This is a genomic window from Tsukamurella ocularis, from assembly GCF_024807615.1.
Lineage (GTDB): Bacteria > Actinomycetota > Actinomycetes > Mycobacteriales > Mycobacteriaceae > Tsukamurella > Tsukamurella ocularis.
Genome location: NZ_JANUCJ010000002.1, coordinates 353,966 through 374,485, shown reverse-complemented (window position 1 = coordinate 374,485; position 20,520 = coordinate 353,966). Strand labels below are relative to the sequence as shown.

Here is a 20,520-nt window from a genome sequence, read left to right as displayed (position 1 = left end):
ATGAACGGTGTTCAAGTAGACGCTCTCGGGTGGCTCGACGGCTACGCCGCCGACCGCGCGGAGGCGGGCCTCCGGCGGTCGCTACGGGCCCGACGACCCGGCGAGCCCGGCCTCGATCTGGCGTCCAACGACTACCTCGGGCTCAGTCGCCACCCCCGCGTGCTCGCCGCCGCCGCCGATGCGCTCCGCGTCTGGGGCGCCGGCGCCACCGGATCGCGGCTGGTCACCGGCACGACGGAGCTGCACGAGCAGTTCGAGCGCAACCTGGCGGACTTCCTCGGCGCGGAGGCGGCGCTCTGCTTCTCCTCCGGCTACCTCGCCAACCTCGGCGTCGTCACCGCCCTCGCCGGACGGGGTGCCCTCGTCGTCTCCGACGGCGGCTCGCACGCCTCCCTCGTCGACGCCTGTCGGCTCTCCCGCGCGCGCGTCGTCGTCACTCCGCGGGGCGACGTGAACGCCGTTCGAGAAGCCCTCGCGGGTCGCGGCGAGGAGCGGGCGATCGTCCTCACCGACTCGGTCTACAGCGCCGACGGAATGCTGGCGCCCGTCGCTGAGCTGCACGCCGCGACCCGCGCGCACGGCGCGGTCCTCGTCGTCGACGAGGCCCACGGCCTGGGCGTCCGCGGCGACGGCGGCCGCGGCCTGGTCCACGAGCTCGGCCTCGCCGGCGCGCCCGACCTGGTCATCACCGCGACCATGTCCAAGGCCCTCGGCTCCCAGGGCGGCGTGGTCGTCGGCCCCGAGCGGGTGCGGGCACACCTGATCGACGCCGCGCGGCCCTTCATCTTCGATACCGGCCTCGCCCCGGCGGCCGTCGCCGCAGCGGGCGCCGCCCTCGCGGAGTTGCGCGCCGAGCCCGCGCGGGCCGGCCGGGTCCTGGACCGCGCCCGCGCCGTGGCAGTCGGTATCGGCGCGCCCGAGCCCACCTCGGCGGTGGTCTCGCTCGTCCTCGGTGAGCCCGAGCGCGCCGTCGCCGCTCGGGACGCCTGCGCGGCGCAGGGGGTGCACGTCGGCTGTTTCCGGCCGCCGTCAGTCCCCGAGGGCACCTCCCGCCTGCGGATCACCGTGCGTGCCGATCTCACGGACGCCGAGGTGGCGACCGCCGTCGCCGCGATCCGTCGGGCCGTCGCATGATCCTCTGCGTCACCGGCACGTCGACCGGCGTCGGCAAGACCGTCGCGACGGCGGCGCTGGCCGCCGCGCTCCTGCTGGGCGGGCCGGTCACCGTCGTCAAGCCCGCTCAGACCGGCTTCGCAGACGGGGCCGAGCGCGACGAGGACGGCCAACTCTCCGACGCCGCCGAGGTCGCGCGCCTCGCGCCGGGCGCGGTCACCGTCGAGCACCTGCGGTACCCCGAGCCCCTCGCGCCGCTGACCGCCGCCCGTCGGGCGGGGCTGCCTCCACTCGGGCGCGACGAGGCGGCGGCCGTCGTCCGGAAGGCCGAGGGGGCGGTCCTGATCGAGGGCGCGGGCGGCGTCCTCGTGCGCCTCGGGGAGGACGACTCGCGAACGCCGTTCACCCTCGTCGACCTCGCCTCCGACCTCGCGGCGCCGGTCGTCGTGGTCGCCGACCCCGCGCTCGGCACCCTCAATCACACCGAGCTGACCGTCCGCGCCCTGGAGGCGGGCGGCGTCGCGTGTGCCGGAATCGTGCTCTCCCGCTGGCCCGACGAGCCGGGGCTCGCCGAGCGCTGCAACCTCACCGACCTCCCGGAGCTCACGGGCGTGCCGATCGTCGGGCGGATCCCCGACGGTGCCGCCGCGCTCCCGCCGGAGCGGTTCACCGCAGCGGCGCCGTCGTGGTTCGACGCGGCCTGGCTCAGCGCGCGATCCAGGCACTGAGCAGGTCGATCCGCTGCCATCCGCCCTGCACGTCGAGCGGATAGCCGGCGGGCCCCGCGGTGCGGGCGATCCGCTCGCGCAGCTGGGCATCCGTCAGGCCGGGGTGCGCGGCGCGGAGCAACGTGACCGCCCCCGCGGGGACCTGGGCCGGCGCGTCGCCCCCGACGCGCGGCAGGCCCCAGGTCAGGTCGCGACGGTACGCGGCGGCCGCGGCCCCGGTCTCGACGTAGTTCTGCTGGCAGGCGACGACCTGCGCGATCGAGCCCCCGGCCCGCGCGCTCAACGCGGCCCGCAGCTCGGAACGCGCGGCGGCGACGACCCCCGCGAATCGCGGGTCCACCAGCGCGTCCGCCACCGCGGCCTGCGCCAGGATCCGGCCGCCGATCACGTCGAGCGGGTAGTGCACGCCGAGCACCACGCGGTGCCGGCCGTAGTCGGCGCCGCGCGCCAGCAGCTGCGGGCCGAGCTCGGGGAGCAGGGTGGCGATGACTAGTGCCTCGGCGTAGCCCCACGCGGTGTGCCCGGACGGGTACGAGCCGGATCCCCGCACCGATTCGTACAGGTCGGCGCGGCCGTCGCCGTACTTCGTGATCCGCTCCGGGGCGACCTCGAAGGGCCGTTGGTACTGGAAATGCTTCTTCGCGGCGGAGGTGTCGACGTAGGAGTTGATCAGCGCCTTCTTGCCGACGAGGAGCGCGGTGGTGTTCGGGAGCTCGCCCGCCTTCTCGGCGGCACGGAACGCCTGGGCCAGGCGGCTGCCGAGGGCGTTGAAGATCGAATCGTCGAGGATGTCGTAGTTGTCGCTCACCGCGTAGCGCTGCTCCGCGGCGGTGGCGGCCCGGTTCGTCGCTACGGCCGTATTGAGGTTCGCCGTGAGGACGCTCTTCGGCAGGCTCGAGAACGCGGCCAGCTGATCGATGTACGAGTTCGGCGCGGCCTGCGTGGTGCTCGCAGCGGCGATCGAGGGACCCGCCGTCGGAGCCGCCTTCGGTGTGAGGTCGCAACCCGCGGTCGGCGTGGCCACGGCCGGGCCGGCCGCCCATCCGAGCGGGGTGATCAGGGAGGTCGCGGCGACCGTCGCGACCAGGATCTTCTTCGAGCGCAGCTTCATGGAGACACTGTCCCGTCGATATCTAGAAAAGGGAAGGAAATGATTCCGGTCGAGTCGGTGAACGTTTCCCGCTTCGCCCCGCGGACCTTTGAACACCGTTCATGAATTGAACGCTGTACAGTGCTCGGTAGCCGCGGCACCGTAGGTGTCGCAGACCGCAGCCGACCGACCACAGCCGACGAGGGAGATCACATGACCGGGGTCCTGGCCGACATCATCGAGGTCGCGCGCGAGCAGGTGCTCGAGCGCGGCGAAGGGCTCAGCCAGGAGCAGGTGCTGGCCGTGCTGCAGCTGCCCGACGAGAAGCTCGACGACGTGCTGCAGCTCGCGCATGAGGTGCGCATGAAGTGGTGCGGCCCCGAGGTCGAGGTCGAGGGCATCATCAGCCTCAAGACCGGCGGCTGCCCGGAGGACTGCCACTTCTGCAGCCAGTCGGGCCTGTTCGAGTCGCCGGTGCGCTCGGCGTGGATCGACATCCCGTCGCTGGTCGAGGCCGCGAAGCAGACCGCCAAGACCGGCGCGACGGAGTTCTGCATCGTCGCGGCCGTCCGCGGCCCGGACAAGCGCCTGATGAGCCAGGTCGCCGCCGGCATCGCCGCGATCCGCAACGAGGTCGACATCCAGATCGCGTGCAGCCTCGGCATGCTCACGCAGGAGCAGGTCGGCGAGCTCAAGGCGATGGGCGTGCACCGCTACAACCACAACCTCGAGACCTCGAAGTCGCACTTCCCGAACGTTGTGACCACGCACTCCTGGGAGGAGCGCTGGGGCACGCTCCAGATGGTCCGCGAGGCCGGCATGGAGGTCTGCTGCGGCGGCATCCTGGGCATGGGCGAGACGCTGGAGCAGCGCGCCGAGTTCGCCGCGAACCTCGCCGAACTCGAGCCCGACGAGGTGCCGCTCAACTTCCTCAACCCGCGCCCGGGCACGCCCTTCGGCGACCTCGACGTCCTGGAGCCGAACGAGGCGCTGCGGGCCATCGCCGCATTCCGCCTGGCGCTGCCGCGCACCATCCTCCGCTTCGCCGGCGGCCGCGAGATCACGCTCGGCGACCTCGGTGCCGAGAAGGGCATCCTCGGTGGCATCAACGCCGTGATCGTGGGCAACTACCTCACCACGCTCGGCCGCCCGGCCGAGACGGACCTCGACCTGCTCGGCGAGCTCAAGATGCCGATCAAGGCCCTGAACGACACCCTGTGACCGTGATGGCCGACAAGGAGCCGGTGTACGACGTGTACACCGGTAAGCCGCTCGCCGAGGGGGCGCCCGTCTTCGCGGCGGCGCTCCTCGGGCTCGAGCCGCCGCGCTACTGCGCGTACTGCGCGCGCCGGATGATCGTCCAGGTCAGCCCGCACGGCTGGACCGCGCGCTGCTCCCGACACGGCGAGTTCGATTCGTCGAGCGCCGAACGCTGACGCGCGCTCACAGCTCGTCTCGCTAGGCTGCGTGCCGATGACTACTGCAGCCCCGCCCCGGATCGCGTCGGACGTCGTGGTGCCGGGCGTGATCGCCGCCGTGCTCGGGGCCGCCGCCGGGTTGGTGTGGGGCCTCACCGTGCCGGGCATCCGCGGCGTGCTCACCCGGTCCGGCGTCATCTGGCGCGAGGGCCAGCTCGACAACATCTTCCATGCGACGGTCTTGTTCGTCGCGGTGTCGGCGGTCGGCGGGCTGCTCACCGGGGCGCTGGTGTTCGTCGGGCGCCGGCGCACTCCCCGCGGCGTCGCGGTCGCGCTGATCGCTGCGGCGTTCGCGGTGCTGGTCGCGACGCCGCTCGGTCAGGCCGTCGTCGACGCGCGGTTCGCCGGGCCGGGGGAGCCGGGCCTGGACTTCACCGCCGCGCCCTCGATCCGGCTCGACGGTGCGAACGTCTTCGCGCTCGCCGATCACTCGGGCGGACGGCTCGGCGACCTCGCCTCGTGGGTCCTGCTTCTCGTGTGGCCCGCGTGCGCCGCGCTGTGGTGCACCGTGTCCGCCCTGGTCGGCCGGCTCCCGGTGGAGTCAGTCGCCGGTGTGCCCGCGGAGCAGGTCCGCGAAGTCGGCGACGGGGCCCAGGTCGAGGGTCTTGCCGGAGCGCCGGGGGGCGCCGAGGCCCGACGGTCCGCCGAAGCCGGCCACGGCACCGTCGGCCTGGACGAGCGCGCCGGCGAGTTCCGCCCCGGCCCGTGAGATCCGGGTCGCGAGCTCGGCGGAGCCGAAGTCCTCGGTCGCGGCGAAGACGCCGGTCGGGAGGATCTGCGCGCGCAGGTAGCTGAACAGCGGCCGCAGCGCGTGATCGAGGACCAGCGAGTGCCGGGACGTGCCGGCGGTGGCTGCGACGAGCACCGGGACGCCGGTCAGGGCGTCGGGGTCGAGGGCGTCGAAGAACATCTTGAACAGTCCGCTGTAGCTCGCGGTGAACACCGGCGAGACCGCGATCAGGCCGTCCGCGGCCGCGATCGCGTCCTTCGCCGCGCTGAGGGCGGGCGTCGGGACGCCGGTGGTCATGACCGTCGCGAGGTCGCGGGCGAGCTCGCGCACCTCGATCACGGTCACGTTGATGGCCTCGCCGCGGGCCGACACCGCGGCCCGGGTGGCGTCGGCGAGCTGATCCGCCAGCAGGCGGGTCGACGACGGCTCGGACACGCCGGCCGCGACGACGACGAGGGAGCGGGGCATCGTCAGGCCTCCTTCGCGGCGACGAGGTCCTGGGCCGGCACCACGAGGCGGTGCGGCGACTCGGGACCGGCGGCGACGAGCGAGGCGTGGGTCGGCGGGTCCGACGGGACGTGCGCCGGCCGGCGCAGTTCGAACTCCTTGCGGAGCACGGGGACGACCTGCGTGCCGAGGATCTCGACCTGCTCCAGGACCTGCTCCAGCGGAAGGCCCGCGTGATCGATCAGGAACAGCTGGCGCTGGTAGTCGCCGGCGAAGTCCGCGAAGCCGAGCGTCTTCTCGATCACCTGCTCGGGCGTGCCGACGGTGAGCGGGGTCATCTGCTCGAAGTCCTCCAGCGACGGGCCGTGGCCGTACACGGGGGCGTTGTCGAAGTAGGGCCGGAAGCGGCGCTTCGCCTCGGCCTCGGTCCCGGCCATGAAGACCTGGCCGCCGAGGCCGACGATCGCCTGGTCGGCGGAGCCGTGGCCGTAGTGCTCGTAGCGCTGCCGGTACAGGCGCACCATCTGCTCGGTGTGCTCCTTGTTCCAGAAGATGTTGTTGTGGAGGAAGCCGTCGCCGTAGAACGCGGCCTGTTCGGCGATCTCGGGCGAGCGGATCGAGCCGTGCCACACGAAGGGCGGCGTGCCGTCCAGCGGAGCCGGCGTCGAGGTGTAGCCCTGCAGGGGCGTGCGGAACTCGCCCTCCCAGTCCACGACGGACTCGCGCCACAGGCGGCGCAGCAGGTGGTAGTTCTCGATGGCCAGCGGGATGCCCTGGCGGATGTCCTTGCCGAACCACGGGTACACCGGACCGGTGTTGCCGCGGCCCAGGGTGAGGTCGACGCGGCCCTCGGCGAGGTGCTGGAGCATCGCGTAGTCCTCCGCGAGCTTCACCGGGTCGTTCGTGGTGATGAGCGTCGTCGCGGTGCTGAGCGTGAGGTGCTGCGTCTTGGCCGCGATCCAGCCCAGAAGCGTGGTGGGGGAACTGGGGACGAACGGCGGGTTGTGGTGCTCGCCCGTCGCGAAGACGTCGAGGCCGACCTCCTCGGCCTTGAGCGCGATCTTCGTCATCGCCTCGATGCGCTCGTGCTCGCTGACGGTGGTGCCGGTGGTCGGATCCGTGGTCACGTCGCCGACGCTGAAGATTCCGAACTGCATGTCCATCCTTCCCGATCGGGCCCTGGTCGGGCCCTTCGAGAACTGTAACGGACTGTGGTCCGATTATGTTCCGCGGGGTCAGGTCGTGGGGCCAGGGGTCGATCGCGCACCTCCGGCGACGGCGACCTGCTCAGCCCGGTGGGCGGAGGGTCGCGAACTCGTCGGTGATCCGCAGGTACGAGTCAGTGAAGCGGTAGAGCGCCGGCGGACGGCCGCGGGTGGCCTGTCCGGTCTCGCCGGTGGCCGTGATCACCGACCGTCGGGACAGGATCCGCAGCAGGTTGGTCGCGTCGACGGGGTAGCCCAGTACGGCGACATAGATGTCGCGCAGCTGGGAGACGGGGAAGGCTCGCGGCGCGAGCGCGAAGCCGATGTTCGAGTAGGAGAGCCGCGCCGCGAGCCGGGCGCGGGCGCGATGCACCATCGCGGCGTGGTCGAAGGCCATCGTCGGGAGCGCCTCGACGGGGTGCCACGTCGTGTCATCGGGCAGGCGCGGGTCGGTGCCCGAGCGGACGAGGCCGAGGAAGGCGGAGGCCAGCGTGCGATCGGCATGCGCGCTCGCCGGCACGCGGTGCGGGTCGGAGAACTCGGCGAATTGCTCGAGGTGTGCGACCTCGGTGAGGTCGACCTTCTCCGCGAGTAGCCGGCGCGCGCTGGTCGGGAGGTCCTCGCGGGCGTCGAGGAGACCGCCCGGCAGCGACCATGCGCCCTGGTCGGGGGCCAGGGCGCGCTGCCACAGCAGGACCTCGACGGTGCCCTCGCTCACACGAAACACGACGGAAAGGACTTCGTGTGCGACGTGGTGCGCGGGAGCGGTGCTAGCATCGGCCATATATCGATCATAGGTCGATAAATCATCGGATCGAGAAAGGGAGGCGAGATGACCACAGCCACGTCCGCCACCACCACGGAATTCAGCTCGCCGCTCTTCGAGCGGATCGTCGAGGGCGGTGCCATGTACACGGGCGTCGACGGCGATCGGGAATGGGCCGCCGAGGTCAAGCGTCTCGCGAAGCTCCGCGACGCCACGATCCTCGCCCACAACTACGAGCTTCCCGCGATCCAGGACGTCGCGGACTTCGTCGGCGACTCGCTCGCCCTGTCCCGGATCGCTGCCGACGTCTCCACGTCGACAATCGTCTTCTGCGGCGTCCACTTCATGGCCGAGACCGCCAAGATCCTCAGCCCAGAGAAGACGGTGCTCATCCCGGATCAGCGCGCCGGCTGCTCGTTGGCCGACTCGATCAAGGCTGTCGAGCTGCAGGAGTGGAAGGACGAGCACCCCGGTGCCGTCGTCGTCTCCTACGTGAACACGACCGCCGAGGTGAAGGCCCTCACCGACATCTGCTGCACGTCGTCGAACGCCGTCGAGGTGGTGCAGTCGATCCCCGAGGACACCGAGATCCTGTTCCTGCCCGACCAGTTCCTCGGTGCGCATGTCAAGCGCGTCACGGGCCGGCAGAACATGCACATCTGGGCGGGCGAGTGCCACGTGCATGCCGGCATCAACGGCGACGAGCTCGCCGCGCAGGCCAAGGCGCATCCGGACGCCGATCTGTACGTGCACCCGGAGTGCGGCTGCGCCACCTCCGCGCTGTACCTGGCGGGCGAGGGTGCGGTCCCGGACTACCGGGTGAAGATCCTCTCGACTGGCGGCATGCTCGACGCCGCCCGTGAGACCGGCGCCAAGGAGGTGCTCGTGGCCACGGAGGTGGGCATGCTGCACCAGCTGCGGATGGCTGCTCCCGGCGTCGAGTTCCGGGCCGTCAACGACCGTGCCTCCTGCAAGTACATGAAGATGATCACCCCGGCGGCCCTGCTGCGCTGCCTGGTCGAGGGCAAGGACGAGGTCTTCGTCGACGCCGCGATGGCCGAGGCCGGTCGTAAGGCCGTCACGCGCATGATCGGGATCGGGCAGCCCGGCGGCGGAGAATGAGCACCACCGCCGTCGCCGACCTGCTCGTCGTCGGCGCGGGCGTCGCCGGCCTGACCGCCGCGGTCGCCGCGGCGGATGCGGGTCTGACGGTCACGGTGCTGTTCAAGCCCTCGACCGGCGGCGCACCGTCGACGTCGACGGCCTACGCGCAGGGCGGGATCGCCGTGGTCGACCCGTCCGACCCCGAGGACTCGATCGAGCGGCACGTCGCCGACACGATCGGGGCCGGCGGCCCGCTCGTTGACGTGGTCGCGACCCGGTCGATCCTGGCCGACGGCCCTGCCGCCGTGGACCGGCTGATCAACTGGGGCGCCGAGTTCGACCGACGCCCCGATGGCCGGCTCAAGCGGACCCGCGAGGGCGGGCACACCGTCTCGCGGATCATCCACGCCGGCGGCGATGCGACCGGCGCCGAAGTGCAGCGCGCCCTGACTGCAGCCGCGAAGACCCGGCCGACCCTCACCGCGCGCCCTGCCCAGGCCTACGCGCTGCTCGCCGACGGTGACCGGATCGTCGGGGTACGCACGGCGGAGGGCGATGTCTTCGGCCGCACCGTCCTGCTCGCTACCGGCGGTGCCGGACACCTGTTCTCGAGCACCACCAACCCGCTCGGAGCGACCGGCGACGGCATCGCCCTGGCCGCGGCGGCGGGCGCCGATGTCCGCGAGCTCGAGTTCGTGCAGTTCCACCCGACGATGCTCTACACCCCGGGTGCCCGCGGCCGGCGGCCGTTGATCTCCGAGGCGGTCCGCGGCGAGGGGGCGCACCTCGTCGACGCGAACGGCGACGCCGTCATGGACGGCGTGCACCCGATGGGCGACCTCGCGCCCCGCGACGTGGTGGCGCGCGCGGTCACCGACGCGATGGAGCGCACTTCCGCGCCGTGCGTCTACCTAGACGCGACCATGATCCCCGATGTGGCGCACCGTTTCCCGACAGTGACCGAGGCCGTCCGCGCCGCGGGTCTCGACCCGCAGACCGACCTCATCCCGGTGGTCCCCGGTGCGCACTACCTGTGCGGCGGTGTGGTCACCGACCTCCACGGCGCGACGGGCGTTCCCGGCCTCTACGCCGCGGGCGAGGTGGCCCGCACCGGCCTGCACGGCGCCAACCGGCTGGCGTCCAACAGCCTGCTCGAGGCGCTCGTGATGGGGCTGCGGGTCGCGACCGCCGCGCTGTCGGCGCCCGCGCCGTCGGGCGGCCCCGTCCGCGAGGTCGCGCCGCCGCACTCCCGAGCGGAGCGGGAGGCCCTGCAGGACGCCATGACCCGATCCTGCGGCGTGCGGCGCACCGTCGACGGCCTGACCGACCTGACCGCGCTGCTGGCCGATCCCGGCTTCGTCGCCGACGCCCCCGCAGTATCGTCCCGGGACCGGGAGGACGCCGTGCTCACCGCGGTCGCCCGACGCATGGCGGGGCAGGCCCTCGCCCGGCAGGAATCCGTGACCGGGCCCGCGCGCGGGCACCGTGCTGCAGTACTGGAGGTACAGCCGTGACCGAGCTGACGTTGGAGCCCGACCGCGCCGAGGTGGTCCGCCTCATCCGGACCGCGCTCGACGAGGACCTCCGCTACGGCCCGGACGTGACCAGCGAGGCCACCGTGCCCGCCGGCGCCACCACTCTCGCCAAGGTGATCAGTCGCGAGCACGGGGTGCTGGCCGGCATCCCCGTCGCGGAGTGGGTGCTAGACGAGGTGGTCGGCCCCGGAAACTACCGCGTGCCGGCCAAGATCGCCGACGGCACCGTCATCGCGCCCGGCGACGTCGCCATGGCCATCGAGGGACCGACGCTCGCGCTCCTCACCGCCGAGCGCACCCTGCTCAACATCGTCACCCACCTCTCCGGCATCGCGACCGCGACGGCCGCCTGGGTCGCCGAGGTCGAGGGCACCGGCGCGAAGATCCGCGACAGCCGCAAGACGCTGCCCGGCCTGCGCGCGCTGCAGAAGTACGCCGTCCGCGCCGGCGGGGGAGTGAACCACCGGATGGGGCTCGGCGACGAGGCGCTGATCAAGGACAATCACGTGGTCGCCGCGGGCTCCGTGACGGCCGCGATCGAGGCCGTCCGGCGCCGCGCCCCCGGCGTCCCGCTCGAGGTGGAGGTGGACTCGCTCGACCAGCTCGAGGAGGCCTTCGCGCTCGGCGTCGATCTCGTGCTGCTCGACAACATGCCGCTGTGGATGACGCAGTCCGCGGTGCAGCGTCGCAAGAAGCTCGCGCCGCGCACCAAGCTGGAGTCCTCGGGCGGGCTGTCCCTCGACGTCGCCGCCGACTACGCCCGGACCGGTGTTGACTACCTCGCCGTCGGCGCGCTCACGCACTCCGTGCGGGCGCTCGACCTCGGCCTCGACCTCTGAGCCGACTGCTGAGAGCCGCGGTCGGCGTCCAGCGTCGCGCGAGCTCGCCGCCGGCGAGGACCGTCGCCGCGAGCACGACCATGACCGGGTACTGCATGACCAATTGGTCCGCGGCCCAGTAGAAGCCGAGCAGACCCGTCGCGACGAAGGCCGTCGCCCGCGGCACGAGGCCGATCAGCGCTGCGACACCCAGCGCGACTTCGGTGAGCGGCACCAGGATCCCGAAGACCGCGGCGAACCGGCCCATGACCTCGGTCGCGAACCAGGCGAACGAGCCGGGGACCCGAGGATTGCCGGTCGCGCTGCCGACCACCAGGAGGATGTCGCTCCGGCCGAATCCCGCGTGGTACTTCACGTACCCCTCGTGCAGCCATGCCGCGCCGAGGGCGATCCGGGCGGCGACCACGGCCACCGTCGCCGCCCGAATCGCGAACGGGGTCATCGCCCCAGCTGCGCAGCGCCGAAGACGGCGAGCGCCTTGTCGCAGTGCACGACCAGGTGGGTGTACTCGGCGGACGCGACGCCCGCGGGGATCGTGAACCGCTGTGCCGCCTTGTCGTAGGTGACCGCGCCCAGGCGGACGCCGCCCTTCACATCGGCCTCGGTGGTGCCCTTGGTCAGGTACACGTGCAGGTCGGGACCCTCGTCGGAGGAGAAGTCGGCGAGCTCGACCGCATCGCCCGTGATCGTCGCGGTGCCGGCGACGTTCTTGCCGTTCAGGCCGGCGAACATCCCCGTGGTGGCCGCGGTCGACGGCGCGGACATGGGCATCGACATGGGCATCGGAGCCGCGGTGCTCGTCACCGGCTCGGCGGACATGTCCTTCGAACCGCCGCACGCGGTGAGGGCCAGGCCCAGGACGACGGCGGCGACGGCCCCGGTGAGGTGGGAAGCGCGCATGATGGGACTCCTTCTCGTGCAGTGGCCGACGGCTCGGGCGCCGGCTCGTCATCGAGTCAATCGCCGGTCGCGGGCCGGGAGAACGAGAGTGTCAGCGCCGTAAGGGCGTCTTTCAGTTCCGTAAGGAACGGCGCGCTCGCGGCCGCCGCGCCTACGCTCGGATCATGCATGAGGGAGCACGGGTGATGGTCGTCGAGGACGACCCGGCGGTCCGCACCGTCGTCGCCGACCATCTGCGGCTCGCGGGTTGCCTCGTCGCGCAGCACCGCGACGGGGCACAGGCGTGGGAGGCCTTCCAGGCCGACCGGCCCGACCTGTTGGTACTGGACCGCATGCTGCCGGGGCTCAGCGGCGACGAATTGTGCCGGCGGATCCGTGAGGTCTCCGCGGTGCCGATCATCATGCTCACCGCGCTCGACGGCGTGGACAACCGCATCGACGGGCTGGAGAGCGGCGCGGACGACTACCTGGCGAAGCCCTTCTCCCTCCGCGAACTGCAGTTGCGTGTCAACGCCCAACTGCGCCGCAGCGCCCCGTCGGAGGCCGGCCTGCTGTTCGAGGCGGGGCCGTTCCGCATCGACGCCGCGCACCGCCGGGTGTGGGTCTCCGGCCGGGAGATCCCGCTGACCACGCGGGAGTACGAGCTGCTGCTCTACCTGGCGCGGAACCCGGATCGCGTGATCAGCCGCGACGAGATCCTGCGCGAGGTGTGGCGCTGGGGCTTCGGCGACCCGTCGACCGTGACGGTGCACGTGCGCCGTCTGCGCGAGAAGATCGAGGAGGATCCGCGCAATCCCGCGTACCTGCGCACCGAGTGGGGCGCCGGCTACCGGTTCGGGTGGGGCCGGTGATGCTCGACGGTGCCGCGCTCGCGCAGATCGCGGCGACCGCACTGGTGGTCACAGTCGTCGTCACGCTCGTCACGCTCGGCGCCCTCCGGCTGACCCGCCGCGCGGGCATCGGTCTGCGGGCGGCCGTCGCCATCGCGGGCGCTCTGGTCTCGGTGGTGGCGTCCACCCTCGCGATCGCGCTGCAGATGTACCTGTCGCGCCACGACCTCACGGTGCTGCTGTGGGTGATCGGGACATCCGCGGCGTTCAGTGTGATCGCGATGCCCTTCGTCGTGGGCCGCGCGATCGGGTCCTCGATCGCCGCGCTGCGCACCGCGACCCGCCGGGTGGGAGACGGTGACGTGATCGAACCCACCCGCACGGGGCTCGCCGAGCTCGACGCGATCTCCGCGGAGCTCGCCGACACCTCGCGGCGCCTGGAGGAGTCGCGGGCCCGCGTGGCCGAACTGGACGCCGCCCGCCGCCAGTTCTTCGCATGGATCTCGCACGACCTGCGGACGCCGCTCGCGGGCGTGCGTGCCCTCGCCGAGGCGCTCGACGAGGGCACCGCGCCCGATCGCGCGGCTTACCTCGCCGCGCTCCGCGGCAAGGTCGAGACGCTCAACGCGATGATCGCGGACCTCTTCGAGCTCTCGAAGCTGCAGACCGACTCCCTGCGGATCCATCCCGAGCCGGTGGTCCTGCTCGACCTGATCAGCGATGCCGTCGCGGACTGCCGGGCCGAGGCCGAGCGGCGCGGCATCACCATCGCGCAGGGCGGCATCGGCGGGCATCTCGTGCTCGTAGACCCGCGCGAGCTGACCCGCGTGATCGGGAACCTGCTCACCAACAGTCTTCGGCACGCGCCCGAGAACAGCGAGATCGTCGTCCGCGCCGACCCGCTCGAAGGGCGGCTCGTGCTCAGCGTCATCGACCAGGGCCCCGGCGTCGCCGCCGAGGACCTCGGCCGGATGTTCGACGTGGGCTGGCGCGCCGACGCCGCGCGCTCCGCCGAGGCCGACGGTGCGCCGTCGGGTGCAGGCCTGGGGCTCGCGATCGTCCGCGGCATCGTCGAGGCGCACGGCGGCACCGTCGTAGCGCGCAGCACCGACACAGGGTTCCGGCTGGACCTGACCCTGCCGCTCGCAGCACAGTGACGGTTGGACGGGGTCGGCATCGACCATGTTGTGAGGGTCACGCGGCGCGGGATACTTCGGAGAGCGCACAATAGAAACCATGATCGTCAACGCATATGGAGCAACGTCCGCAACCGAACCGCTCGAGCCGATGACCATCGAGCGCCGCGATCCCGGACCGCACGACGTGCAGATCGCCGTCCGGTTCGCGGGAATCTGCCACAGCGACATCCACACCGTCCGCAGCGAGTGGGGGCCCGCCCGGTACCCCGTGGTGCCCGGCCACGAGATCGCGGGTGAGGTCACGGCCGTCGGCTCCGAGGTCACGAAGTTCGCGGTGGGCGACCGGGTGGGCGTCGGCTGCTTCGTCGATTCGTGTCGCGAGTGCGCGGCGTGCCTGCGCGGCGAGGAGCAGTACTGCGAGCGCGGCATGGTCGGCACATACAACGCCAAGGGCCGCGACGGGCTGCCCACGCAGGGCGGCTATTCGACGGGGATCGTCGTCGACGAGAACTATGTGCTCCGGGTACCCGAGAGCATCGACTACGCCGCGGCCGCGCCGCTGCTGTGCGCCGGCATCACGTTGTTCAGCCCGCTGCGGCACTGGAACGTCGGGCCCGGCAGCAAGGTCGCGATCATCGGCCTCGGCGGCCTCGGCCACATGGGCGTGAAGCTCGCCGCGGCGATGGGCGCCGAGGTCACCGTGCTCAGCCAGTCCCTCAAGAAGATGGAGGACGGGCTGCGCCTCGGCGCGCAGCACTACTACGCGACCTCCGACCCCGACACCTTCAAGGTGCTGCGCAATCGCTTCGACGTCATCATCAACACCGTCTCCGCCAATCTCGACATGCACCCGTACTTCGGGATGCTGGCCGTCGACGGCACGCTCGTCGAGGTGGGCCTGCCGGAGCACCCCGTCCCGGTCAACGTCTTCGACCTGACCCGCAACCGGCGCTCCTTCGCCGGCTCGATGATCGGCGGGATCGCCCAGACCCAGGAGATGCTCGACTTCTGCGCCGAGCACGGCATCGGCTCCGAGATCGAGCTGATCTCCGCCGACCAGATCAACGAGGCCTACGAGCGCGTGATCGCCTCGGACGTCCGGTACCGCTTCGTGATCGATACCGCGACGATCGAGGCTCCCGCCGCCGGCTGAGTCAGAGCTGGTTGATCCGGATCAGATTGCCCGCCGGGTCGCGGAAGGCGCAGTCCCGCACGCCGTAGTCCTGGTCCATCGGCTCCTGCACCACGTCCGCCCCCGCGCCGGCGACGCGCTCGAACAGGCCGTCCAGGTCGTCGGTGGAGAGGGTGACCGCGGTGTAGGCGCCCTTGGCGATGAGGTCGAGGACCGTCTGCCGCTCATCGTCAGTGACGCCGGGGTCCATGGCCGGCGGGTGCAGCAGGATCGACGTCTGCGGCTGGCCGGCGGGTCCGACGGTGAGCCACCGCAGGTCCTGGTAGCCGACGTCCTTCCGCACCTCGAATCCGAGGAGGTCGCGGTAGAAGCCGAGGGCCGCCTCGGCGTCGGTGTGGGGCAGGTAGGCGAGCGAGATCGTGAGGTTCATGCCGACCACGTTATGGGGGAGGCTCGTGCCGTGCTTCTCGATTCCTGACCGGTCGCATCACCTGCCGCGCCAGGCACGCGGGAATGCCCTCCGCGGCGGCGCTGTGGTCGCGCTGGTAGACGCTCGGCGGCACGCCCACGAGCTCGGTGAACCGCGTACTGAACGTACCGAGGGACGAGCAGCCCACCGCGAAACAGGCGTCCGTCACCGAGACGTCACCGCGGCGCAGCAGCATCATCGCCCGCTCGATCCGGCGGGTCATGAGATAGGAGTACGGCGCCTCGCCGTAGACGCGTTTGAACTCGCGGCTCAGGTGGCCCGCGGACAGGTGGGCGCCGCGGGCCAGTTCCTCGACGTTCAGCGGCTGCGCGAACTCGCGGTCGATGCGGTCGCGGACCCGGCGCAGGACCGCGAGGTCGCGCGCCCGCTGTGCCGGGTCAGGACTCCGGGCGCCACTTCTTGGCATACTCATCCACGTACTCCTGCCCGGTGAGGGCCTGGATCTCTTGCATCAGCCGGTCGGTCACCGAACGCTCGAGCTTGTGCCGCTCGTCGGGATCCGACGGGATGTCGTACTCGATCGGCTCGATCGGCTTGGCGAACTTCACCTGCACCCGCTCGGCGTGCCAGCTGAACGGTCCGGGGGGCGAGACCTTGTCGGTGCCGATGACGCCGACGGGGATGATCGGCACATTCGCCTCGAAGGCTATCCGGACCAGGCCTGTGCGCCCGCGGTAGAGCCGGCCGTCGGGGGAGCGGGTGCCCTCGGGGTACATGCCGACGAGGCGGCCCTCGGCGAGGAGCTTCTTCGCGGTGTTCAGCGCGGCGGTCGCCGCGTCGCCGCCGGCGCGGTCGACGGGCACCTGACCGGTCTGCGTGTAGAAGAACTTCTGCAGCTTGCCCGAGACGCCGGGCGCGGTGAAGTAGTCGCTCTTGGCCAGGTAGGAGATGCGGCGCGGCACCACCAGCGGCACGAACAGCCAGTCCGCGATGGACATGTGGTTGCCCGCGATGAGCGCCGGACCGTCGACGGGGATGTTCTCCAGGCCCTCGACGGTGGGCCGGTTCACCAGCCGGATCGTCGGTCCCACCGACACGTGCTTGATCAGCCAATAGAGGAGGCCCTGGTCGCCGTGGTTGGTCTCAGCCATGGCGGACAACTTACCGGACCGTCAGGTCTCGCCGGGACGCTAAGGCGTAGGGCACGATGGACCTGTGACGGCCTCCACACCGGCAGCCGACTACACGGCGCCCCACTGGGATCGGTCCGCGCTGGTCCTCATCGACGTCCAGAACGATTTCGTCTCGGGGCCTTCGCCGATCCCGGGCACCGCGGAGCTGGTGCCGGCTATGGCGCGGCTCGCCGCCGCCTTCCGCGCCGCGGGGCGCCCCGTCGTGCACGTGGTCCGCCTGTATGTGCCGGGCGGGTCCGACGTCGATCCCGTACGACGGTCCGCGGTGGAGGCGGGGGGCCGGATCGTGGCGCCGGGCAGCGCGGGGTCCGAGGTCCCCGCGGCACTGTTGGGCGTCCCGCTCGACCATGAGCTTCTGCTGTCGGGGGCGGTGCAGAAGGTCGGCGACGCGGAGGTGGTCCTGTTCAAGCCGCGGTGGTCGGCGTTCCACCGGACCGGGCTCGACGGGTACCTGCGCGGCCTCGGTGTCGACACCGTGATCGTGGCTGGGTGCAACCTCCCCAACTGCCCGCGTGCGACGCTGTTCGACGCCTCCGAACGCGACTACCGCGCGGCGGTGGTCGCCGACGCGACCTCGCAGGCCACGGACCAGCGACTTGACGACCTCCGCCTGATCGGCGTGGAGGTGCTGACGACCGCGAGCGTGGTCGATGCCCTGGCCGGAAACCCGGTGGCGCCGGACCCATAGAATGGGGCCATGTCTGATCTGCAGCTGAGCCGTCTCGACCTGCGCGGTCGCCGCCCGTCGCTCGCCGAGCTGCGCGCGGCGCTCCCGCGCGGTGGCACCGACGTCGACGCGGTGGTGCCGCAGGTGCGGCCCATCGTGGACGCGGTCGCCGAGCGCGGCGCCGAGGCGGCCCTCGAGTTCGGCGCGAAGTTCGACGGTGTCCGCCCGGCCACCGTCCGAGTTCCCGCTGTGGCGCTGGAGCGTTCACTCGCAGAGCTCAATTCCGCGATCCGCGAGGCGCTGGAGACCGCGATCCGCCGGGTCCGCACTGTGCACGCCGACCAGAAGCGCGTCGACACCGTCACCGACGTCGTTCCCGGCGGCACCGTCACCGAGCGGTGGATCCCCGTCGACCGCGTCGGCCTCTACGTGCCCGGCGGCAACGCGGTGTACCCCTCGTCCGTCGTGATGAACGTGGTCCCCGCGCAGATCGCCGGCGTCGGCTCGCTGGTGGTGCTCTCGCCCGCGCAGAAGGATTTCGACGGGCTGCCGCACCCCACCATCCTCGCGGCGTGCGCGCTGCTCGGGGTCGACGAGGTGTGGGCCGTCGGAGGTGCGCAGGGCATCGCCCTCGCCGCGCACGGCGGGACGGATCTCGACGGTGCCGAGCTCGCCCCCGTCGACCTCATCACGGGCCCCGGCAACATCTACGTCACCGCCGCGAAGAGGCTGTGCCGCGGCCTGGTCGGCATCGACGCGGAGGCCGGGCCCACGGAGATCGCGATCCTCGCCGATCACACCGCCGACCCGGTGCACGTCGCGGCCGACCTCATCAGCCAGGCCGAGCACGACGTCATGGCAGCGTCGGTGCTGGTCACCATCTCGCCCGAGCTCGCGGACCGCGTCGACGAGGCGCTGACGGCCCAGCTGGAGGTCACCCGGCACCGCGAGCGCGTGGACACGGCGCTGCGCGGCCAGCAGTCCGGCACCGTCCTGGTGGACGGGATCGACGAGGGCCTCGCGGTGGTCAACGCCTACGCCGCGGAGCACCTGGAGATCCAGACCGCCGACGCCCGCGAGGTCGCGGCCCGGGTGCGCGCGGCCGGCGCGATCTTCGTCGGCCCGCACTCGCCCGTGAGCCTCGGCGACTACGCCGCCGGCAGCAACCACGTGCTCCCCACCGCGGGCTGCGCGCGGCACAGCTCGGGCCTGTCGGTGCAGACCTTCCTGCGCGGCGTGCACGTCGTCGAGTACGACGAGGCCGCGCTCAAGGACATCGCCGGCACCGTCATCACCCTGGCCAACTCCGAAGACCTCCCGGCGCACGGCGAGGCGGTGCGGCTGCGGTTCGAGTCGCTGAAGGGCGGCCGCGCGTGAACCCGCTGCCCGGCGAGGCCGTGAGCCTCGATCAGCTGCCCATCCGGGACACGTTGCGCGGCAAGGAGCCCTACGGTGCGCCGCAGCTGCCCGTGGCCGCCGCCATGAACACCAACGAGAACCCGCACCCGCCGAGCCCGGCGCTCGTCGCCGACATCGCCAAGGCCGTCGGCGAGGCGGCCGCCGCGATGAACCGGTACCCGGACCGCGACCTGGCCGCGCTGCGGAACCGGCTGGCGGAGTACGTGACCGAGCGCACGGGCACCGTCGTCGGGCCGCAGAACGTGTGGGCGGCCAACGGTTCCAACGAGATCCTGCAGCAGGTGCTGCAGGTGTTCGGCGGGCCCGGGCGCACCGCGATGGGCTTCGTGCCCAGCTACTCGATGCACCCGATCATCTCGGACGGCACCGATACGCACTGGATCCCGGGGAAGCGCACCGCGGACTTCGCGCTCGACGTGGACTACGCCGTTGGCGCGATCGACGAGCTGCGTCCCGACGTGCTGTTCCTCACGAACCCGAACAACCCGACGGGGCACCTCATCGCCGAGGACCACCTGATCCGGCTGATCGAGGCGGCGCCGGGCATCGTCATCGTCGACGAGGCGTACGGCGAGTTCAGCGCCGGGCCGTCGGCGGTGCGGCTCCTGGACCGGTTCGCCGAGAAGCTGATCGTGAGCCGGACCATGAGTAAGGCCTTCGCCTTCGCGGGCGGGCGCGTGGGCTACCTGGTGGCCGCGCCGGCGATCGTCGGGGCGATCCAGCTCGTGCGTCTGCCGTACCACCTCTCGGTATTCACGCAGGCCGCGGCGATCGCCGCGATCGACCATCGCGCGGAGACCCTGGCGTCCGTCGCCCACCTGTCGGCCGAGCGGGACCGGATCTCCGCGCGGCTGCGGGAGCTCGGCTACGACGTGATCGAGTCGCACGCCAACTTCATCCTGTACGGCGGCTTCGCCGACGAGGCGGCCGCCTGGCGCGCCTACCTCGACGGCGGGGTTCTCGTGCGCGACATGCACATCCCCGGGCACCTGCGCGTGTCGGTGGGGCTGGACCACGAGAACGACGCCTTCCTCGCGATCAGCGAGAAGCTGGCGCCCGAGAAGAAGTGAGTGACATGACCGACCGCATCGCCCGCATCGAGCGCACCACGAGGGAGTCCTCGATCGTGGTGGAGCTGAACCTCGACGGCACCGGCGTCACCGACATCGCCACCGGCGTCCCGTTCTTCGACCACATGCTCACCGCGTTCGGCCAGCACGGCAGCTTCGACCTCACGGTGCAGGCCACGGGCGACATCGAGATCGACGCCCACCACACGGTCGAGGACACGGCGATCGTGCTCGGCCAGGCCATCAACGAGGCGCTGGGCGACAAGAAGGGCATCCGCCGCTTCGGCGACAGCTTCATCCCGATGGACGAGACTCTCGCGCACGCCTCCGTCGACGTCTCCGGCCGCCCCTACGCCGTGCACACGGGCGAGCCGGAGTACCTGGTGCACTCCGTGATCGGCGGCTACCCGGGCGTCCCGTACTCGACGGTGATCAACCGGCACGTCTTCGAGTCCCTGGCGATGAACGCCCGGATCGCGCTGCACGTGCGCGTCCTGTACGGCCGCGACCCGCACCACATCACGGAAGCGGAGTTCAAGGCCGTCGCCCGGGCCCTGCGCGCCGCCGTCGAGCCGGACCCGCGGGTCACCGGCGTTCCGTCGACCAAGGGCACGCTCTAGCGGTCCCCACGCGCCGGGCTCCGCGGCAATGGCGTCCGGACCCGCCGCGGCGACCCCGTCCTCTCGGAGGGCGAGGACGCGAACA

At 71.9% G+C, this 20,520-nt stretch carries 23 protein-coding genes; 14 read left to right on the top strand and 9 right to left on the bottom strand.

The window, feature by feature from the left end:
* Both HNP44_RS07860 and bioD read left to right on the top strand, forming a co-directional pair.
* A complete protein-coding gene (locus tag HNP44_RS07860) occupies nucleotides 1-1,134 on the top strand; it encodes an 8-amino-7-oxononanoate synthase (protein WP_259143257.1) in 1,134 nt (377 codons plus the stop codon).
* A complete protein-coding gene (gene bioD / locus HNP44_RS07855; protein WP_259143258.1) occupies nucleotides 1,131-1,841 on the top strand; it encodes a dethiobiotin synthase in 711 nt (236 codons plus the stop codon). Before HNP44_RS07860 ends, bioD begins: the two co-directional genes overlap by 4 nt.
* Here the strand turns inward: bioD and HNP44_RS07850 are convergent.
* Entirely contained in the window at nucleotides 1,819-2,952 is a 1,134-nt protein-coding gene (locus HNP44_RS07850; RefSeq protein ID WP_259143260.1) for an acid phosphatase, read from the bottom strand. The genes bioD and HNP44_RS07850 overlap by 23 nt on opposite strands.
* A gap of 192 nt (nucleotides 2,953-3,144) precedes the next feature.
* Between HNP44_RS07850 and bioB the strand changes: the two genes are divergently transcribed.
* Nucleotides 3,145-4,152 carry a biotin synthase BioB gene (bioB, locus tag HNP44_RS07845; protein ID WP_259143262.1) on the top strand — a complete coding sequence of 336 codons (1,008 nt, stop codon included), beginning with the start codon at nucleotides 3,145-3,147 and terminating at the stop codon, nucleotides 4,150-4,152.
* A gap of 5 nt (nucleotides 4,153-4,157) precedes the next feature.
* Nucleotides 4,158-4,367 (top strand): biotin synthase auxiliary protein BsaP, encoded by a 210-nt coding sequence (gene bsaP, locus HNP44_RS07840; protein WP_259143787.1) that lies wholly within the window; start codon nucleotides 4,158-4,160, stop codon nucleotides 4,365-4,367.
* Nucleotides 4,368-4,950: 583 nt separating this feature from the next.
* Here bsaP and HNP44_RS07835 read toward each other — a convergent pair.
* From HNP44_RS07835 to HNP44_RS07825, 3 genes are all read right to left on the bottom strand, one after another.
* On the bottom strand, nucleotides 4,951-5,607 hold the full coding sequence (locus HNP44_RS07835; RefSeq protein WP_259143264.1) for an FMN reductase: 657 nt from the start codon (nucleotides 5,605-5,607) through the stop codon (nucleotides 4,951-4,953).
* Nucleotides 5,608-5,609: 2 nt separating this feature from the next.
* On the bottom strand, nucleotides 5,610-6,743 hold the full coding sequence (locus HNP44_RS07830; RefSeq protein WP_259143265.1) for an LLM class flavin-dependent oxidoreductase: 1,134 nt from the start codon (nucleotides 6,741-6,743) through the stop codon (nucleotides 5,610-5,612).
* 130 nt (nucleotides 6,744-6,873) lie between these two features.
* Nucleotides 6,874-7,575, bottom strand: a complete 702-nt coding sequence (locus HNP44_RS07825) for an NUDIX hydrolase (protein ID WP_259143267.1) — start codon at nucleotides 7,573-7,575, stop codon at nucleotides 6,874-6,876.
* A 123-nt stretch (nucleotides 7,576-7,698) separates the two neighbouring features.
* Here HNP44_RS07825 and nadA point away from each other — a divergent pair, with 123 nt between their 5' ends.
* From nadA to nadC, 3 genes are read left to right on the top strand one after another with little or no spacing between them, the layout of a single operon-like run.
* Complete coding sequence (nadA, locus tag HNP44_RS07820; protein ID WP_374758773.1) at nucleotides 7,699-8,679, top strand: quinolinate synthase NadA; 981 nt, start codon at nucleotides 7,699-7,701, stop codon at nucleotides 8,677-8,679.
* Nucleotides 8,676-10,175, top strand: a complete 1,500-nt coding sequence (gene nadB / locus HNP44_RS07815; protein ID WP_259143272.1) for an L-aspartate oxidase — start codon at nucleotides 8,676-8,678, stop codon at nucleotides 10,173-10,175. Before nadA ends, nadB begins: the two co-directional genes overlap by 4 nt.
* Nucleotides 10,172-11,035, top strand: coding sequence for a carboxylating nicotinate-nucleotide diphosphorylase (gene nadC, locus HNP44_RS07810; protein WP_259143274.1), 864 nt, complete (start codon nucleotides 10,172-10,174; stop codon nucleotides 11,033-11,035). The genes nadB and nadC overlap by 4 nt, the downstream gene beginning before the upstream one ends.
* Here nadC and HNP44_RS07805 read toward each other — a convergent pair.
* Both HNP44_RS07805 and HNP44_RS07800 read right to left on the bottom strand, forming a co-directional pair.
* Nucleotides 10,992-11,477: a hypothetical protein gene (locus tag HNP44_RS07805; RefSeq protein WP_259143275.1), complete on the bottom strand. Its 486-nt coding sequence runs from the start codon at nucleotides 11,475-11,477 to the stop codon at nucleotides 10,992-10,994. The genes nadC and HNP44_RS07805 overlap by 44 nt on opposite strands.
* Entirely contained in the window at nucleotides 11,474-11,935 is a 462-nt protein-coding gene (locus HNP44_RS07800) for a DM13 domain-containing protein (RefSeq protein ID WP_259143276.1), read from the bottom strand. The genes HNP44_RS07805 and HNP44_RS07800 overlap by 4 nt, the downstream gene beginning before the upstream one ends.
* A 164-nt stretch (nucleotides 11,936-12,099) precedes the next feature.
* Here HNP44_RS07800 and HNP44_RS07795 point away from each other — a divergent pair, with 164 nt between their 5' ends.
* The 3 genes from HNP44_RS07795 to HNP44_RS07785 all read left to right on the top strand — a co-directional run bounded on the left by HNP44_RS07795 (nucleotide 12,100) and on the right by HNP44_RS07785 (nucleotide 15,057).
* Nucleotides 12,100-12,786 (top strand): response regulator transcription factor, encoded by a 687-nt coding sequence (locus HNP44_RS07795; RefSeq protein WP_259143278.1) that lies wholly within the window; start codon nucleotides 12,100-12,102, stop codon nucleotides 12,784-12,786.
* Nucleotides 12,786-13,922 (top strand): sensor histidine kinase, encoded by a 1,137-nt coding sequence (locus HNP44_RS07790; protein ID WP_259143788.1) that lies wholly within the window; start codon nucleotides 12,786-12,788, stop codon nucleotides 13,920-13,922. The genes HNP44_RS07795 and HNP44_RS07790 overlap by 1 nt, the downstream gene beginning before the upstream one ends.
* A 79-nt stretch (nucleotides 13,923-14,001) precedes the next feature.
* The gene (locus tag HNP44_RS07785) at nucleotides 14,002-15,057 is read left to right on the top strand and encodes an NAD(P)-dependent alcohol dehydrogenase (protein ID WP_259143279.1); all 1,056 of its coding nucleotides are present in this window, start codon (nucleotides 14,002-14,004) and stop codon (nucleotides 15,055-15,057) included.
* Nucleotide 15,058: 1 nt separating this feature from the next.
* Here HNP44_RS07785 and HNP44_RS07780 read toward each other — a convergent pair whose 3' ends face one another.
* Genes HNP44_RS07780 through HNP44_RS07770 form a run of 3 tightly spaced genes read right to left on the bottom strand, consistent with a single transcriptional unit; the run spans nucleotide 15,059 to nucleotide 16,617 of the window.
* Nucleotides 15,059-15,466 (bottom strand): VOC family protein, encoded by a 408-nt coding sequence (locus HNP44_RS07780; protein WP_259143281.1) that lies wholly within the window; start codon nucleotides 15,464-15,466, stop codon nucleotides 15,059-15,061.
* Between the two features lie 10 nt (nucleotides 15,467-15,476).
* Nucleotides 15,477-15,932 (bottom strand): helix-turn-helix transcriptional regulator, encoded by a 456-nt coding sequence (locus HNP44_RS07775; protein WP_259143283.1) that lies wholly within the window; start codon nucleotides 15,930-15,932, stop codon nucleotides 15,477-15,479.
* Nucleotides 15,904-16,617 (bottom strand): lysophospholipid acyltransferase family protein, encoded by a 714-nt coding sequence (locus HNP44_RS07770; RefSeq protein WP_259143289.1) that lies wholly within the window; start codon nucleotides 16,615-16,617, stop codon nucleotides 15,904-15,906. Before HNP44_RS07770 ends, HNP44_RS07775 begins: the two co-directional genes overlap by 29 nt.
* A 64-nt stretch (nucleotides 16,618-16,681) precedes the next feature.
* On the opposite strand from HNP44_RS07770, the gene HNP44_RS07765 reads away from it, so the two are divergent.
* From HNP44_RS07765 to hisB, 4 genes are read left to right on the top strand one after another with little or no spacing between them, the layout of a single operon-like run.
* The gene (locus HNP44_RS07765; protein WP_259143291.1) at nucleotides 16,682-17,347 is read left to right on the top strand and encodes a cysteine hydrolase family protein; all 666 of its coding nucleotides are present in this window, start codon (nucleotides 16,682-16,684) and stop codon (nucleotides 17,345-17,347) included.
* 9 nt (nucleotides 17,348-17,356) lie between these two features.
* Nucleotides 17,357-18,703, top strand: coding sequence for a histidinol dehydrogenase (gene hisD, locus HNP44_RS07760; RefSeq protein ID WP_259143295.1), 1,347 nt, complete (start codon nucleotides 17,357-17,359; stop codon nucleotides 18,701-18,703).
* On the top strand, nucleotides 18,700-19,815 hold the full coding sequence (locus tag HNP44_RS07755; RefSeq protein WP_259143296.1) for a histidinol-phosphate transaminase: 1,116 nt from the start codon (nucleotides 18,700-18,702) through the stop codon (nucleotides 19,813-19,815). Before hisD ends, HNP44_RS07755 begins: the two co-directional genes overlap by 4 nt.
* 5 nt (nucleotides 19,816-19,820) lie before the next feature.
* Entirely contained in the window at nucleotides 19,821-20,435 is a 615-nt protein-coding gene (hisB, locus tag HNP44_RS07750; RefSeq protein ID WP_259143297.1) for an imidazoleglycerol-phosphate dehydratase HisB, read from the top strand.
* Nucleotides 20,436-20,520: the final 85 nt, after the last annotated feature.

Excerpts from the sequence above, each read along its gene's own strand:
- HNP44_RS07860 (WP_259143257.1), top strand. The coding sequence starts at position 1 with ATGAACGGTGTTCAAGTAGACGCTCTCGGGTGGCTCGACGGCTACGCC.
- bioD (WP_259143258.1), top strand. The coding sequence starts at position 1,131 with ATGATCCTCTGCGTCACCGGCACGTCGACCGGCGTCGGCAAGACCGTC.
- HNP44_RS07850 (WP_259143260.1), bottom strand. The coding sequence starts at position 2,952 with ATGAAGCTGCGCTCGAAGAAGATCCTGGTCGCGACGGTCGCCGCGACC.
- bioB (WP_259143262.1), top strand. The coding sequence starts at position 3,145 with ATGACCGGGGTCCTGGCCGACATCATCGAGGTCGCGCGCGAGCAGGTG.
- bsaP (WP_259143787.1), top strand. The coding sequence starts at position 4,158 with ATGGCCGACAAGGAGCCGGTGTACGACGTGTACACCGGTAAGCCGCTC.
- HNP44_RS07835 (WP_259143264.1), bottom strand. The coding sequence starts at position 5,607 with ATGCCCCGCTCCCTCGTCGTCGTCGCGGCCGGCGTGTCCGAGCCGTCG.
- HNP44_RS07830 (WP_259143265.1), bottom strand. The coding sequence starts at position 6,743 with ATGCAGTTCGGAATCTTCAGCGTCGGCGACGTGACCACGGATCCGACC.
- HNP44_RS07825 (WP_259143267.1), bottom strand. The coding sequence starts at position 7,575 with ATGGCCGATGCTAGCACCGCTCCCGCGCACCACGTCGCACACGAAGTC.
- nadA (WP_374758773.1), top strand. The coding sequence starts at position 7,699 with ATGTACACGGGCGTCGACGGCGATCGGGAATGGGCCGCCGAGGTCAAG.
- nadB (WP_259143272.1), top strand. The coding sequence starts at position 8,676 with ATGAGCACCACCGCCGTCGCCGACCTGCTCGTCGTCGGCGCGGGCGTC.
- HNP44_RS07805 (WP_259143275.1), bottom strand. The coding sequence starts at position 11,477 with ATGACCCCGTTCGCGATTCGGGCGGCGACGGTGGCCGTGGTCGCCGCC.
- HNP44_RS07800 (WP_259143276.1), bottom strand. The coding sequence starts at position 11,935 with ATGCGCGCTTCCCACCTCACCGGGGCCGTCGCCGCCGTCGTCCTGGGC.
- HNP44_RS07795 (WP_259143278.1), top strand. The coding sequence starts at position 12,100 with ATGCATGAGGGAGCACGGGTGATGGTCGTCGAGGACGACCCGGCGGTC.
- HNP44_RS07790 (WP_259143788.1), top strand. The coding sequence starts at position 12,786 with ATGCTCGACGGTGCCGCGCTCGCGCAGATCGCGGCGACCGCACTGGTG.
- HNP44_RS07785 (WP_259143279.1), top strand. The coding sequence starts at position 14,002 with ATGATCGTCAACGCATATGGAGCAACGTCCGCAACCGAACCGCTCGAG.
- HNP44_RS07780 (WP_259143281.1), bottom strand. The coding sequence starts at position 15,466 with ATGAACCTCACGATCTCGCTCGCCTACCTGCCCCACACCGACGCCGAG.
- HNP44_RS07775 (WP_259143283.1), bottom strand. The coding sequence starts at position 15,932 with ATGCCAAGAAGTGGCGCCCGGAGTCCTGACCCGGCACAGCGGGCGCGC.
- HNP44_RS07770 (WP_259143289.1), bottom strand. The coding sequence starts at position 16,617 with ATGGCTGAGACCAACCACGGCGACCAGGGCCTCCTCTATTGGCTGATC.
- hisD (WP_259143295.1), top strand. The coding sequence starts at position 17,357 with ATGTCTGATCTGCAGCTGAGCCGTCTCGACCTGCGCGGTCGCCGCCCG.
- hisB (WP_259143297.1), top strand. The coding sequence starts at position 19,821 with ATGACCGACCGCATCGCCCGCATCGAGCGCACCACGAGGGAGTCCTCG.